The organism is Pseudidiomarina sp. CB1 (genome assembly GCF_024752025.1).
Classification (GTDB): Bacteria; Pseudomonadota; Gammaproteobacteria; order Enterobacterales; family Alteromonadaceae; genus Pseudidiomarina.
On sequence record NZ_JANTPU010000001.1, the window covers coordinates 1086406 to 1100518 of the forward strand.

At 50.2% G+C, this 14113-nt stretch carries 15 protein-coding genes; 3 read left to right on the top strand and 12 right to left on the bottom strand.

Annotation, left to right across the window (positions count from 1 at the left end; genetic code table 11):
• Positions 1-20: 20 nt before the first annotated feature.
• The 9 genes from tolA to aspS form a co-directional block, all read right to left on the bottom strand.
• Positions 21-911 carry a cell envelope integrity protein TolA gene (tolA, locus tag NV375_RS05325; protein ID WP_258807233.1) on the bottom strand — a complete coding sequence of 297 codons (891 nt, stop codon included), beginning with the start codon at positions 909-911 and terminating at the stop codon, positions 21-23.
• Positions 912-955: 44 nt separating this feature from the next.
• Positions 956-1393, bottom strand: a complete 438-nt coding sequence (gene tolR / locus NV375_RS05330) for a protein TolR (protein ID WP_126772737.1) — start codon at positions 1391-1393, stop codon at positions 956-958.
• Positions 1393-2094, bottom strand: coding sequence for a protein TolQ (gene tolQ, locus NV375_RS05335; RefSeq protein WP_126771180.1), 702 nt, complete (start codon positions 2092-2094; stop codon positions 1393-1395). The genes tolR and tolQ overlap by 1 nt, the downstream gene beginning before the upstream one ends.
• On the bottom strand, positions 2084-2509 hold the full coding sequence (ybgC, locus tag NV375_RS05340; protein WP_258240048.1) for a tol-pal system-associated acyl-CoA thioesterase: 426 nt from the start codon (positions 2507-2509) through the stop codon (positions 2084-2086). Before ybgC ends, tolQ begins: the two co-directional genes overlap by 11 nt.
• 482 nt (positions 2510-2991) lie before the next feature.
• Positions 2992-4002: a Holliday junction branch migration DNA helicase RuvB gene (ruvB, locus tag NV375_RS05345; protein ID WP_258807234.1), complete on the bottom strand. Its 1011-nt coding sequence runs from the start codon at positions 4000-4002 to the stop codon at positions 2992-2994.
• A gap of 163 nt (positions 4003-4165) precedes the next feature.
• Positions 4166-4786: a Holliday junction branch migration protein RuvA gene (gene ruvA, locus NV375_RS05350; RefSeq protein ID WP_258807235.1), complete on the bottom strand. Its 621-nt coding sequence runs from the start codon at positions 4784-4786 to the stop codon at positions 4166-4168.
• Positions 4783-5310: a crossover junction endodeoxyribonuclease RuvC gene (gene ruvC / locus NV375_RS05355; RefSeq protein ID WP_258807236.1), complete on the bottom strand. Its 528-nt coding sequence runs from the start codon at positions 5308-5310 to the stop codon at positions 4783-4785. Before ruvC ends, ruvA begins: the two co-directional genes overlap by 4 nt.
• Positions 5310-6056 (bottom strand): YebC/PmpR family DNA-binding transcriptional regulator, encoded by a 747-nt coding sequence (locus NV375_RS05360; protein WP_258807237.1) that lies wholly within the window; start codon positions 6054-6056, stop codon positions 5310-5312. Before NV375_RS05360 ends, ruvC begins: the two co-directional genes overlap by 1 nt.
• A gap of 14 nt (positions 6057-6070) precedes the next feature.
• Entirely contained in the window at positions 6071-7849 is a 1779-nt protein-coding gene (gene aspS / locus NV375_RS05365; protein ID WP_258807238.1) for an aspartate--tRNA ligase, read from the bottom strand.
• Positions 7850-8003: 154 nt separating this feature from the next.
• On the opposite strand from aspS, the gene cmoA reads away from it, so the two are divergent.
• The 3 genes from cmoA (at position 8004) to NV375_RS05380 (ending at position 10719) form a co-directional block, all read left to right on the top strand.
• Positions 8004-8750 (top strand): carboxy-S-adenosyl-L-methionine synthase CmoA, encoded by a 747-nt coding sequence (gene cmoA, locus NV375_RS05370; RefSeq protein WP_258807239.1) that lies wholly within the window; start codon positions 8004-8006, stop codon positions 8748-8750.
• 102 nt (positions 8751-8852) lie between these two features.
• Complete coding sequence (gene cmoB, locus NV375_RS05375) at positions 8853-9818, top strand: tRNA 5-methoxyuridine(34)/uridine 5-oxyacetic acid(34) synthase CmoB (RefSeq protein ID WP_258807240.1); 966 nt, start codon at positions 8853-8855, stop codon at positions 9816-9818.
• A 10-nt stretch (positions 9819-9828) separates the two neighbouring features.
• The gene (locus NV375_RS05380; RefSeq protein WP_258807241.1) at positions 9829-10719 is read left to right on the top strand and encodes a LysR family transcriptional regulator; all 891 of its coding nucleotides are present in this window, start codon (positions 9829-9831) and stop codon (positions 10717-10719) included.
• Between the two features lie 3 nt (positions 10720-10722).
• Here NV375_RS05380 and NV375_RS05385 read toward each other — a convergent pair whose 3' ends face one another.
• From NV375_RS05385 to NV375_RS05395, 3 genes are all read right to left on the bottom strand, one after another.
• On the bottom strand, positions 10723-12273 hold the full coding sequence (locus NV375_RS05385; protein ID WP_258807242.1) for a peptide MFS transporter: 1551 nt from the start codon (positions 12271-12273) through the stop codon (positions 10723-10725).
• A 161-nt stretch (positions 12274-12434) separates the two neighbouring features.
• Positions 12435-13319, bottom strand: coding sequence for a UTP--glucose-1-phosphate uridylyltransferase GalU (gene galU, locus NV375_RS05390; RefSeq protein WP_258807243.1), 885 nt, complete (start codon positions 13317-13319; stop codon positions 12435-12437).
• Between the two features lie 47 nt (positions 13320-13366).
• Positions 13367-14113, bottom strand: a complete 747-nt coding sequence (locus NV375_RS05395; protein WP_258807244.1) for a VacJ family lipoprotein — start codon at positions 14111-14113, stop codon at positions 13367-13369.

Genomic DNA, 14113 nt, shown 5'->3' on the forward strand with positions numbered 1-14113 from the left:
GGGCGTTGCTACTTCATTGTTTAGTTAAATTCAGGAGCGAAGGTCAAATTAATATCTTTCATCTTCGCGAAAACTTCAGGGTCTTCAGATACAGGTAGTGTACCTGCTTTTAGCACCGCATTCTCGGTTGCTTTACAAACGCCTGGGTCACCACTTACACGATTCACTGAAATCACGAAACCACTGGACGCTAAGCGAATATTAACCACGCACTGCTTGCCTTGCATCGACGGGTCAGAAATCAGGTTGCGCTGAATCGTCGCCTTAATCAAGTTAGTATATTTACCCAACTCGCTTTGAATTTGTCGACTGCGAGCGGCGGCTCGTGCCTGACGCTCGCGCTCCAACTCTTCTTGCATCTGGCGCTCACGCTCCGCTCGCGCACGCTCTTCGGCTGCTTTGCGTTTACGCTCTTCTTCACGACGACGCTCTTCAGCTTCGCGGCGCTTACGCTCTTCTTCCGCCTTACGTGCGGCCTCTTCTTCAGCTTTGCGACGCTGCTCAGCTTCTGCCGCCTTGCGTTCAGCTTCACGCTGTTGTTTCAGCGCAGCTTCTTTCTCTTTCGCCAACCGCTCTCGCTCGGCACGCTGTTGCGCTTCAAGCTCACGTTGACGTTGCTGTTCTGCTTCGCGCTGACGTTTTGCTTGCTCGGCACGACGCTCGAGTTCCGCAATTTCATCTCTGCGCTGTTGCTCAGCCGCACGAATTTCCTCAAGCTGCTGCTCAACTTTTGCCTTATCGACAGTGGCGGCCTTCACAATCTCTTCCTGTGGCACAACCTCTTCCGAGAGAGGCGCGTCAAGCGTTACTTCCATCGCCTCGGGCGTACTTGGTGAAAACTTAAAACCCGCGACTAAAATAATAACCACACCTAAGTGCAGCGCCACCGATAGAAGCAGTGGAACGGTCATTTCCTGCGGCCATGTATAGTTACCCTTCTTCACATGCGCCTCGCTTAACCGTCGGTGTCTTCAGTCATTAAGCCCACAGATTCAATCCCCAACTGCTGCAATAATGCCATTAATTGAATCACTTGATTGTAGGAAACAGCACCATCTCCATTTACCATAAAGCGTGTTTCCGGATCGTTAATCAACTGCGCTTGCACCCGTGCTGCCAAAGTTTCCAGCGGCAAAGGCTCATTTGGGTCGCCAATATTATTAATTGAATTAATAAAATACTGACCATCACGGTTCACAGACACAATCACCGGCGGCTTACTTTCTTTGTCCAGCGGCTCGGCATTGGCGTTAGGCAAATCAACTTGCACGCCTTGCGTGATCAACGGTGCTGTTACCATAAAAATAATCAGCAACACTAACATCACGTCGATGTAAGGTACGACGTTGATCTCGGAAACTGGCTTACGCCGTTTTCGATTCGACGTCATCATCATGAGGCATTACTCGCTGCTGCTTTAGGTTGAGCGCTTTGGCGCTGTAAAATCGCCAACAACTCATCCATAAAGTTAAGGTATTGGTTATCTACTTTTTCAACTCGGTTAGCAAAACGGTTATAGGCAATAACCGCCGGAATCGCCGCAAACAAACCCATGGCTGTTGCGATCAACGCTTCGGCAATGCCCGGAGCAACCATCGCAAGGGTTGCTTGCTGCACCGCACCCAAACCAATAAAAGCGTTCATAATCCCCCACACCGTGCCAAACAGACCGACATAAGGACTAATCGAACCAATAGTTGCGAGTAAACTAAGGTTATGCTCGAGGCGATCGACTTCACGCGAGTGCACTACACGCATCGCACGGTACGAGGCCTCTAAAACTTGTTGCTGGCTTAACGCAGCATTACTGCGCAATCGCGCGAATTCTTTAAACCCCGCATAGAACAACTTTTCCATGCCATTTGCGTTTTGAGCGCGCGCGCCAATTTCTTGATAGAGCCGCGCCAAGTCGACGCCAGACCAGAAACGATCTTCAAACGCCGTCGCTTGCTGACTTGCGGTTTGAATAATTTTCTTCCGTTGAAAGATCATCATCCAACCGAACACCGAAAAAGCAAGCAACATCAGCATGACTAACTGAACTACAAAACTCGCTTCAAGAATCAACGCAGTGATCGACATTTCAGCTTGCACGCTTAAGCACCTCTATTATTTCTGTTGGCATCGGTACCGCCCGAACGGCGTCACCGTCTTCCCCTAAATTCACACAGGCCGCTTTGACCTGAGCCTGACATAAAACTGTGCCTTGTTGATTCAGCACTTGTTGTGTAAACACGACCGAGGCGCGTTTCAACCGTTCGACCACAACGGTTACACGCAGTTCATCGTTAAATCGTGCAGGCCGTAATAAATCCATATGGACCTGCCGAACCACAAAACCTAGCCGATGAGCTAACCAAGTATCCTGTTCTATTCCCAATGAGCGTAACCATTCTGTTCTGGCGCGCTCAAGGAATTTGAGATAGTTGGCATAATATACGATACCGCCGGCATCTGTGTCTTCATAGTACACTCGGATCGGCCACGAAAATGCATTTGCTTCGACCATACTTGCAAGCTTTCCTCTATTTCAGTGAATGCGCAACCTTGCAACGCTCAAAGTTTATGTAAATTTTTTGCATGATTAAAAAGTAGCCAGACATTTTTTTATTTAACCAATTTTACCAAAAATCATTATTCCATTGATTTAATTAACTATTTTTGGTCTTACCAATTTTAGTGTGTTTATTATTTATTCACACGTTACATCATGCTATTAGTTTTTTTTATGCGAAGCGCAATTTTTCTCGTTTGAACAGATGTCCGACCTCCGTATAATGCGCTGCATATCAGTTACGAAGAGACCGGTTGTCACTTCTTCCTGTTATTGTTCCCTGGATTTAACTTCCTTGTTGTTCTGTAGTTTTGGCCCGCTTCCCAGCGGGCTTTTTTTTGTGCTTTTTTCGTAGCCCGTGGTTCTACCAAGGGGGGTATGCCGAATTCAACGAAAACGGTCAAAACGTCAGGTTAGACCCGTGGTAGAACCACGGGCTACGATGAACCGTCTTTATCCAAGCCGAAGTGCGCGTAGGCGTGCGGTGTCGCAATTCGACCACGCGGCGTACGTTGCAAAAACCCCTGTTGTATCAGATACGGCTCTAACACATCTTCAATAGTATCTTTTTCTTCACCGACCGCCGCCGCAATGTTATCCAAACCGACTGGGCCACCCATAAATTTTTCTATGATGGCCAATAGCAACTTCCGATCCATATAATCAAAGCCAGCTTCGTCGACATCAACCATTTTCAGAGCGGCAGAGGCAATCGGCAAATCAATCTTGCCATTGTTACGCACTTCAGCAAAGTCACGTACACGCCGTAATAAGCGATTGGCGATGCGCGGTGTACCACGTGAACGTCGTGCGATCTCGCGCGCACCGGCATCGTCTAAATCTAAGTTTAAATAGCTCGCTGAGCGTTGAATAATCGTCGTAAGTTCGGTCACATTATAAAATTCAAGTCGTTGCACGATGCCAAAACGATCACGCAGCGGCGAAGTTAACGCCCCTGCACGCGTCGTCGCACCTATGAGCGTGAATGGCGGTAAATCGAGTTTAATTGAACGTGCGGCAGGTCCTTCACCGATCATGATATCTAACTGATAATCTTCCATCGCGGGATACAGGATTTCTTCAACCACCGGACTTAGGCGATGGATCTCGTCAATGAACAGTACATCATGCTCTTCGAGGTTGGTTAGTAACGCTGCTAAATCACCCGCTTTCTCCAGCACCGGTCCGGAAGTTTGGCGAATATTGACGTTCAGCTCGTTAGCAACAATATTCGCCAGCGTCGTCTTACCCAGTCCTGGCGGACCAAAAATCAGCAAATGATCGAGTGCCTCTTGCCGTTGCCGAGCCGCTTGAATAAAGATTTCCATTTGTTCGACCACATGCTCTTGCCCGGTGTAATCGGCAAGTTTTTTGGGCCGAATTGCACGGTCGATGAGCTCGTCATCGCCTTGGGTTTGCGGCTGGTTAATACGGTCCGGTTCAATCATAAGAGCCTCAAAGGACGTTATTCGTTTCTCGTACAGGTACCCCGTGGTTCTACCACGGGTCTAACCTGACGTTTTGACCATTTTCGTTGGATTCGGCATACCCCGTGGTAGAACCACGGGTTACGAACAGTGCAGCATACGAACAACGAATAACGGTTTTTAACTACATGTTTTTCAACGCGGTGCGGATAAGCTCTTCACTCGACGCACCTTCATTTGTCTTTATCGCCTGTGCGACAGCCTTTTCTGCCTGTGCAGGTTTATAGCCTAACGCCAACAAAGCGCCCACCGCATCGTCGCGCGGCGAACTTGCCACCAATGTCGACTGTCCATCGCCAAAGTCTATAGGTGCTGCGTCAGTTGCAGGTGTCGCGCTACTCCATTGTTTCAGCCGATCGCGCATTTCTACCACTAAACGCTCAGCAGTTTTGCGTCCCACTCCAGGCAGCTTAATCAAGCTCGATACATCATCATGGGTGACAGCTTGAACAAACTGATGGGCAGTCATCCCAGACATGATGGTAAGTGCCAACTTCGGTCCAACGCCTTGCGCCTTAATCAGTTGGCGGAACAGTGAGCGCTCGGCAAAGGTATTAAAGCCATATAACAATTGCGCGTCTTCACGTACCACAAAGTGCGTGATGACGGTCACTGGCTCTCCCACGTCGGGTAACTCGAACAGGCACGTCATTGGCATTTGCACTTCGTAGCCCACGCCGTGCACGTCGATCATTATCTCGGGCGGCTGTTTGCTAATTAGGGTTCCGGTAAGGCGACCTATCAACGTCCTCTCCTTGTGCTTTTAGTGGTTGCCATCAAAATGGCCTGATTTCGATTGTGTGCGTGGCACATGGCCACCGCTAAAGCATCGGCTGCATCGGCTTGTGGTCGATGGCTTAACTTTAACATAGCCACCACCATATGTTGTACTTGGCTCTTATCCGCGGCTCCCGTGCCTACCACCGCTTGCTTGACCAAGCGCGCGGCATATTCGGCCACGGGAAGATTAGCACAAGCTGCGGCGACGATTGCTGCGCCACGCGCCTGCCCTAGCTTCAACGCTGAATCGGGATTACGCGCCATAAACACTTGCTCAATGGCAAATTCGTCCGGTTGGAACTGCACAATGAGTTCACTCACGCCATCATGAATGACCTTGAGTTTTTCGGCAAGTGACAATGGTTTACGGACGGTGCCAGCAGCATTGATGCAACCACTGGCAATGTAGGTGAGTTGGTTCCCTTGCTGACGGATCACGCCATAGCCGGTCATCCGCGAACCTGGGTCGATACCCAGAATGATGGCCATTAGCCAATGCGCTCCAGAATGTCGTCGGCAATATCGGCGTTGTGATAGACCTCTTGCACGTCGTCCACCTCTTCCAACGCGTCAATTAATTTAAGAAATTGTTCGGCGTCCTTTTCATCAAGCTGCGAACGGGTTTCCGGAATAAAGCTCACTTCCGCATGCGTCGCTGCAAACCCCGCTTGCTGCAAGCCGTCCTTCACTGTGCCAAAAGCATCTGGCGTGGTAAAAACATCAAAACTACCATCGTCATTGGTAACAATGTCTTCCGCCCCAGCTTCGAGTGCAGCTTCCATCAATGCATCTTCGTCAGTGTCAGGGCCAAAGCTGAGCACGCCACGCTTATTAAATAAATAGGCGACTGAACCATCGGTACCCAGGTTACCGTTGTGTTTACTAAAGGCGTAGCGCACTTCCGACACGGTACGGTTACGATTATCGGTCATGGTTTCGACGAAGATGGCCACCCCGCCAGGTCCATAGCCTTCGTAACTAAGCTCCTCAACGTTATCGCCTTCCAGATCACCACTGCCACGTTTGATCGCAGTATCGATGGTGTCTTTTTTCATATTATTCGACAGGGCTTTGTCGACGGCTGCGCGTAAACGCGGGTTGGTGTCAGGGTCGCCACCGCCTTGACGGGCAGCGACCACAATTTCACGGATAAGACGAGTAAAGATTTTGCCGCGCTTCGCATCTTGCGCGGCTTTGCGATGTTTAATGTTGGCCCATTTGGAATGACCTGCCATTGTGTCGCTCCTCGTTAATCGTTGTCGTTGGCTTCCTCAGCTACCTTAACGGCTACGCCCAACTCCTGCAATGCGTCAGGGTTCGCTAAACCAGGAGCATCGGTCAGCACACAGGCCGCAGTGGTGGTTTTCGGGAAAGCAATCACTTCACGAATCGAACTGGCACCAACCATCAACATGACTAAACGGTCCAAACCAAAGGCTAAACCAGCGTGTGGCGGCGTGCCATACTTCAAAGCTTCAAGTAAGAAGCCAAATTTTTCGTGTGCTTCGTCTTTCTCGATACCCAAAATTTCAAATACCGCTTGCTGCATCGCATTATCGTGGATACGTACCGAGCCACCGCCAACTTCAACGCCATTCAGCACCATGTCATAGGCGTTCGACAAGGTCTGCGCTGGGTTGGCTTTGAGTTCCTCTGGTGTTACGCCTACCGGAGCGGTAAACGGGTGATGGATGGCGTGTAATTCACCGTCATGCTCTTCAAACATAGGGAAGTCAACCACCCATAACGGACGCCATTCGTCACTGACGAAACCGTGCTCTTCGCCGACTTTCAAACGCAACGCGCCCATCGCTTCAGCGACCACGGTCGCATTGTCTGCGCCAAAGAAGATAATATCGCCATCGGTAGCTTCGGTGCGCTCAAGGATGCCCTGCAAAGCGTCATCTGGAATAAATTTTAACACTGGCGACTGAATACCGTCGCGGCCCGCTGCGAGATCATTCACTTTCAACCACGCCAGACCTTTAGCGCCGTAAATACCGACAAAATTGGTGTACTCGTCGATGTTTTTACGTGAAATATCACCTGCTTTACCAGGTACTTTCAACGCCGCAACACGTCCTTTAGGGTCATTCGCAGGGCCAGCAAAAACTTTGAATTCAACGTCTTTCAATAGGTCAGCCACGTCGACCAACTCAAGCGGGTTGCGCAAATCCGGTTTGTCGCTACCAAAACGACGCATCGCTTCATGCCAGCTCATTTGTGGGAAATCGCCTAACTCAATTTCGAGCAACTCGTTAAATAGTTTGCGCACCATCTGTTCAGTCACTGCCATCACTTGGTCAGCAGTCATGAACGAGGTTTCAATATCAATTTGGGTAAATTCAGGCTGGCGGTCCGCGCGTAAATCTTCGTCACGGAAGCATTTTACGATTTGGTAATAGCGATCAAAACCTGACATCATCAGCAATTGCTTGAACAGCTGCGGAGACTGTGGCAGCGCGAAAAACTTACCCTTGTGCGTACGACTCGGCACCAAATAATCACGTGCACCTTCTGGCGTTGCTCGCGTTAGCATTGGCGTTTCGATATCCAAGAAGCCAGCGTCATCCATAAAACGACGCACCGCACTGGTCACCCGCGCACGGAATTGTAAGTTATGGTTCATGTTCGGGCGGCGCAAATCAAGATAGCGGAAACGCAAACGCGCTTCTTCGCTCACATGCTGGTTAAAGTCAATCGGCAGTGGCTCTGAACGACTCAAAATCTCGAGCTCATCGGCCATCACTTCAACTTCACCGGTGGCCATGTTGGCATTGACCTGACTTTCAGGACGCGCGCGCACCGTCCCTTTCAAACGTACGCAGAATTCCTGACGCAGCTTATTGGCATTTTCAAACAGCGCCGCTTGATCCGGATCGAATACCACCTGCACCAAACCGGTGCGGTCACGCATATCGATGAAAATCAGACCACCGAGGTCACGACGTTTATTAACCCATCCACAAAGGGTTACCTGTTGATCAACAAGACTCTTTTCGAGCTGTCCGCAATAATGGCTACGCATGGGAGCTTCCCTACCACAAGTTAGAATTTACAAAGCGCCACATTATAACGGACTCACAGCAATTGTCAGTAGCGCTGGCCGAATAAAAACCTCAAGTTTTAGCCCCCAGTGCGTTAAACTATAACCATTCAATTGAATTCATAGTGTTGAAAACATGAGTAAGTTTGACAGCAAACCCGATGCCATTTTTGCCGAGCCGCTCACGCAAGTGAGTGACTTTGCCTTTGACCAACGTGTGGTTGAAGTCTTTCCCGACATGATTAACCGCTCAGTGCCGGGTTACCAAAGCATTTTACAAGGCCTTCACCAGCTCACGCGACGCTACGCGCAAGCCGACAGCACTTTGTATGATCTTGGTTGCTCGCTGGGCGCCGCGACACTCGCTATGCGCCAAGGTGCACAAGCGTTAACTGGGGTCCGCATGGTCGCGGTCGACAACTCCGAAGCAATGGTGGAGCGTTGCCGCCTGCATCTTGAAGGCTACCGCAGCGCTATTCCGGTTGAAGTAATCTGTGAAGACATCCGCGACACACAGATCGTCGATGCTTCTGTGGTCACTATGAACTTCACCCTACAGTTCGTACCGCCAGAGCAACGCCAAGCCGTGCTGCAGACCATTTACGACGGCCTCAACCCTGGTGGTGTGTTACTGCTGTCGGAAAAATTTAAAAGCGAAAACGCAGCAATGGATGAAGTGCTGGTCGACTTACACCATGAGTTCAAGCGCGCCAACGGCTATAGTGAGCTAGAAATTAGCCAAAAACGCGCAGCAATCGAAAATGTGATGCGCATCGATAGCCTCGAAACACATACACAACGCTTAAAGGAAGTTGGTTTTAGTGCGGTGCAAGTATGGTTCCAATGCTACAACTTCGCCGCATTAATCGCAGTGAAATCGTAGCCCGTAGTTCTACTACGGGGGATCTCGAATTCGGCGAACATGGTCAAAACGTCAGGCCTGCCCCGTGGTAGAACCACGGGCTACCAACAACGAAGGGATGTTATGTTTAAAAACGACCTCATAGCTGTGGCGCAATCGCCGCTCAACCACTGGCTTACCCATCTGCCGCAACAACTCGCGCATTGGGAACAGCAGCAACAGCATGGCGAGTTGCACAAATGGCTGCGCTGCGTTGCGCAGTTGCCAAAGCTTGAACCCGAGCAGGTAGCACTTGGTGACACTGTAACAGTCACCAGCCAAAGCGTCAGTGAAGGCGAGAGGAATCGTATTCGTGGACTACTGCAACAACTTACACCATGGCGCAAAGGGCCGTTCCATTTGCATGGCGTCGACATCGATACGGAATGGCGGTCGGATTTTAAATGGCAACGTGTTGCGCCTCATATCGGTGACCTAAGCGGACAGCACGTACTTGATGTCGGCTGCGGTAGCGGCTATCACTTGTGGCGCATGCTCGAAAGCGGTGCTGAACAGGTCTGGGGAGTCGACCCAGGGCAGCTGTTTATGGCCCAGTTTATGGCTGTACGCCACTTTATGCCCCGAGCACTACAACAACGTGCCCATTGGTTTCCGCTTGGCGTAGAGGACCTCCCTGAATTAAAGGCGTTCGACACGGTATTTAGCATGGGCGTGCTTTATCATCGCCGCTCTCCCATCGACTTTCTCACGCAATTGAAAGCACAGTTGCGCACAGGCGGCCAGTTGGTGCTCGAAACGTTGGTCGTCGAAGGTGACATTCATACCGTACTCGTGCCGGGTCAAACCTATGCCAAAATGCGTAATGTGTGGTTTATTCCAAGCACGGCGGCACTGCTCCACTGGCTTGACCGCTGCGGATTCAAAAACGCCCGTGTGGTTGACGAAAATGTCACCGAGCTGAGCGAACAACGTGCGACGGAATGGATGACAGGTCAATCACTGGTGGACTTTCTCGATCCGAATGACCACAGCAAGAGCATTGAGGGATACCCAGCACCGCGCCGTGCGGTGATCATCGCTAACAATTAAGAGGCATGACATGGCTACCAGCTACCGCCCCAAAACTACCATTGAGCAATGGCGCATTTTACAGGCAGTCGTCGATTATGGTGGCTATGCGCAGGCCGCACAGGCACTGAGTAAAAGCCAAAGTTCGATGAATCATGCGGTAGCAAAGCTACAAGACACGCTCGGGGTAAAACTACTCCAAGTCATAGGACGTAAAGCTGAACTCACAGAAATTGGCGAGGTTATGCTGCGTCGCTCGCGGCAGTTGACGGTACTCGTGACCGAACTCGAACAACTTGCGGTCAACTTAAAGCAAGGTTGGGAGCCGGAAATTAAACTTGCGGTCGAGATGGTTTTTGATCGCAACCAGTTACTGCCCGTTCTACGAGAGTTTCAATTACACAGTCGTGGTAGTCGTCTTGTCATTGAAGATACCGTGCTGACTGGGTCCATTGAGGCTATTACTGAGCAACGCGCTGATATAGTGATAGCGCATCAGGTTCCCCGAGGCTTTATCGGCGAACCGCTCAGTCAATTTCATCTGCATTTAGTCGTTAGTGAAGCACATCCGCTCGCCAGCATGCCTGCGCCGCTTAACCCAGGCCAACTAAGCCAGTATTTACAAATTGTGATACGTGACACTGCGCAAAAGCCATTGGAACAGCAAGGCTGGCTGAAAGCAGAGCAGCGCTGGACGGTGAACAACTTTAATGAAGCTCTGCAGCTGGTTGAGGCTGGTATCGGGTTCTGCTGGTTGCCACCGTTTATTACCACGCCATCTCAAAGTCTAGTGGAATTACAACTTGCCGGAGGCTCACATCGCACCGGTTCAACCTATTTAGTATTGCCCAAAGACGAAAAAACCGGGCCTTGCGCCCGGTTACTGTACGACATGTTGGTGAGCGAACTCACCAACACTTAACACTTAAAGTTTATCTTGTTTTACTGGCTCATTTGCATTGATAGCCACATGCTCCGGATCAGGTTGACCGGCCAGGGCTTCCCATTTACGGGTTTTCAGTGCAATAAAGAACACGACAACACCGACACCAATACCGAACAGCGTGATCTGCATGTACATATCAGGCATGGTCGAGGTGTTTTCAGGGTCTAGGTTACCCGCAATCAGACCTGCTAACAGGCTACCGATCGAGTAAGTTAACACGAAGATGCCCATCATCTGGCCCGCCATACGCTTCGGCGCCAGCTTACTTACCGCACTTAACGCTACTGGGCTCAAGCATAACTCACCAACGGTGTGCAAGAAGTACACGGCTACCAACCAGTTTGGCGACACTTTCATGCCTGATGCTGCCGCTTGTGATGCGAAAAACATCACGATGAAACCACTTGCCATGATGATCAAACCCAGTGCGCTCTTAAAGCCATACGATGGATTAATCATTTTCTTGGTCAAGTTGACCCACAAGGCCGCAAAGAACGGTGACAACGCAATCAAAAAGCCTGAGTTCAGCATCTGGAACCAGGTGGTTGGAATCTCGAAAGTTCCCACCATGCGGTCGGTCAGATCACGAGCGAACAAGTTCAACGAAGAACCCGCCTGCTCAAAGCCTGCCCAGAAACAGATTGACGCAATACATACTAGGAACAGCGCACCGAGACGTTTTGCTTCGTTTTTGGTTAACTTACCAAACAAGAAAATACTTAGGTAATAAACAAAGAATACGATGGTTGCCGCTGCTGCAACATATTGTGCAATCGCAACCGGATCAATGGTCATTGCGCCGGTTGAAGTGGCCACAAAAACCACACCAAGGCCAACCAAGAAAGCAATGATGACCATCCAACTAAGGCGACGGCCGTTATCAGACAATGGTTTCGGCGCATCTTGACCAACAGAACCAAGCTTTGGCAGCGTCATGCGGTACTGCACCAAACCGAAGAACATACCTACGGCTGCTGCACCGAACGCCCAGTGCCAACCCACATTTTCCATGAGGTAGCCGGTGACCAAGTAACCGATCAACGAACCGATGTTGATACCCATGTAGTAAAGGGTGTAACCCGCGTCACGGCGGTCATCACCATCGTCATAAAGCTGACCTACGAGCGCACTGATATTCGGCTTTAACATGCCCGTACCAAGTACGACAAGAATCAGACCGAGAAAGAACGAAGTGTCCGAAGGTATAGCCAATACGATGTGACCACACATGATCACGATACCGCCGTACCAAGTGGCACGTTGACCACCGATCAAACGGTCAGCAATCCAACCGCCAGGCAAGCCCATGAAATAAACCGCACCGGTATACAAGCCGTAGATTGCGGTCGCAGTGGCGACGTTCATCGCCAAACCGCCGTCTTGCAGGGCTGCGGTCATGAAGAGTACGAGTAGCGCGCGCATGCCGTAATAACTCATGCGCTCCCACATTTCCGTAAAGAACAAGGTTTGCAAGCCAGCCGGCTGGCCGAAAAACCCGTTGTCTTGTTGTAAATTATTCTTAGGTTCCATACCTATTCGCCTTCACTAGTTTATCGTTATAGTGTTTTAAAACCGTATTACCCTACCTATTTCGCGGAGAAAAGGAAATAGAAAGCGACCAATAGCAAAAAGAAAAGGAGGGATGAACCCTCCTTGTTGAAACTTTAAACAGGATACTTTAAACAGCAGCGTCAGCCAATCGACTTCAACCACGCTTTCATTGCTGGGCCAAGATCAGGGTGACGTAGCGCGTGTTCAACAAACGCTTGCGCATAGCCAAGCTTATTACCGCAGTCATTACTGCGCCCTTTCATGTAATAGGCATTCACAGTCTGACGTTCCAGTAACATCGCCATGGCGTCCGTTAACTGAATTTCATTACCGGCTCCCACCGGAGTCCGTTCTAACAGCTCCCAAAGATCGGCAGGGAATACGTAGCGGCCAACTACGGCAAGATCCGAGGGCGCTTTACCCACCGCCGGTTTCTCGACAAGTTGTTTGATCGCTGCTTGCTCACCCGGTGCCAAGTCACTGCCATCAATATCGGCAATACCGTATTGATCGACCTTATCGTGCGGGACTTTTTCGACCATCACCTGCGCGGTACCGGTTGCATTAAAATTACGCACCATCTCAGCGAGGTTATCACGGCGCAAATCACAACTTGAGGCGTCGACCAAAACATCCGGTAACACCACGGCAAACGGCTGATCATCAATCAATGGCCGCGCGCACAACACCGCATGCCCAAGACCCTTAGCAACCCCTTGGCGAACATGCATAATCGTTACACCTGGTGGTGTGATCGCTTGCACTTCGGCTAATAACTGGCGCTTCACGCGTTGCTCAAGTGTCGTTTCTAATTCAAAGCTGGTATCAAAGTGGTTCTCAATCGAGTTCTTACTCGAATGAGTCACCAGAATAATGTCCGTAAGCCCTGCTGCCGCACATTCTTCCACAATAAATTGAATGAGTGGGCGATCCACTAGCGGTAGCATTTCCTTCGGAATAGCCTTCGTAGCGGGTAACATCCGTGTACCGAGTCCGGCAACGGGAATGACGACTTTTTTTACCATGTCATCGGGTCCTTGTTTTCCAAAACGTGTTTCCAAAACAGCTTTCGTTAATCAAATTGATCGTAGAAATCGTCACCTAAATCTTCAGGCTCACTCGGGTCAACTTCTTGTTCCGGCGGGTTGCCATCATACACCTTGTTACGCCAGCTCTGATAGTAGGCTTCGCGCACGAAGCTATAGGGATCGAGCGAGTTTTCCATCAACGCTTGTTGCTCTTGCAAACGCAAGCGTAATTCGAGGGCTTTAATGGTGACCCGCGCAACACTCACTGGTGTATTCAAGTCATCTAACGGAAAGTACCAACCATCGACCAAGTCACCACCGCGGTCGACCGGAACCGTCGGTCCCATCGCCGGCAACATGAGGTAAGGTCCATCGCCTACGCCCCACGAGGCAAGAGTTTCGCCAAAGCCTTCATCACGGCGATGAAGTCCCATTTTATCGGCAACATCAAAGATACCGACGATACCCACAGTACTGTTGATCAAAAAGCGCCAAAACGAAATACCAGCATCTTTAAACTTACCTTGCAGGGTATTATTCACTAAATACGATGGTTCGCTGAGGTTTTCGGCAGCATTTAGCATACCCGTTCGCACGGGTTGCGGGATCTTCCCGTAGGTTCGCGCTACCGGCCAAAGAACGTTTTCATCAAGCGTTTCATTAAAGTCCCAAACGTCGCGGTTCACTTCTTCAAATGGGTCGCGCGGATCTGCATAAGGGTCATCGGGCGCGGTTGCACAGCCGCTCAAACCCAACAGCACCATTACCACAACTAACACATAGCGTTTCAA

Excerpts from the sequence above, each read along its gene's own strand:
- tolA (WP_258807233.1), bottom strand. The coding sequence starts at position 911 with ATGACCGTTCCACTGCTTCTATCGGTGGCGCTGCACTTAGGTGTGGTT.
- tolR (WP_126772737.1), bottom strand. The coding sequence starts at position 1,393 with ATGATGACGTCGAATCGAAAACGGCGTAAGCCAGTTTCCGAGATCAAC.
- ybgC (WP_258240048.1), bottom strand. The coding sequence starts at position 2,509 with ATGGTCGAAGCAAATGCATTTTCGTGGCCGATCCGAGTGTACTATGAA.
- ruvB (WP_258807234.1), bottom strand. The coding sequence starts at position 4,002 with ATGATTGAACCGGACCGTATTAACCAGCCGCAAACCCAAGGCGATGAC.
- ruvC (WP_258807236.1), bottom strand. The coding sequence starts at position 5,310 with ATGGCCATCATTCTGGGTATCGACCCAGGTTCGCGGATGACCGGCTAT.
- NV375_RS05360 (WP_258807237.1), bottom strand. The coding sequence starts at position 6,056 with ATGGCAGGTCATTCCAAATGGGCCAACATTAAACATCGCAAAGCCGCG.
- aspS (WP_258807238.1), bottom strand. The coding sequence starts at position 7,849 with ATGCGTAGCCATTATTGCGGACAGCTCGAAAAGAGTCTTGTTGATCAA.
- cmoA (WP_258807239.1), top strand. The coding sequence starts at position 8,004 with ATGAGTAAGTTTGACAGCAAACCCGATGCCATTTTTGCCGAGCCGCTC.
- cmoB (WP_258807240.1), top strand. The coding sequence starts at position 8,853 with ATGTTTAAAAACGACCTCATAGCTGTGGCGCAATCGCCGCTCAACCAC.
- NV375_RS05380 (WP_258807241.1), top strand. The coding sequence starts at position 9,829 with ATGGCTACCAGCTACCGCCCCAAAACTACCATTGAGCAATGGCGCATT.
- NV375_RS05385 (WP_258807242.1), bottom strand. The coding sequence starts at position 12,273 with ATGGAACCTAAGAATAATTTACAACAAGACAACGGGTTTTTCGGCCAG.
- galU (WP_258807243.1), bottom strand. The coding sequence starts at position 13,319 with ATGGTAAAAAAAGTCGTCATTCCCGTTGCCGGACTCGGTACACGGATG.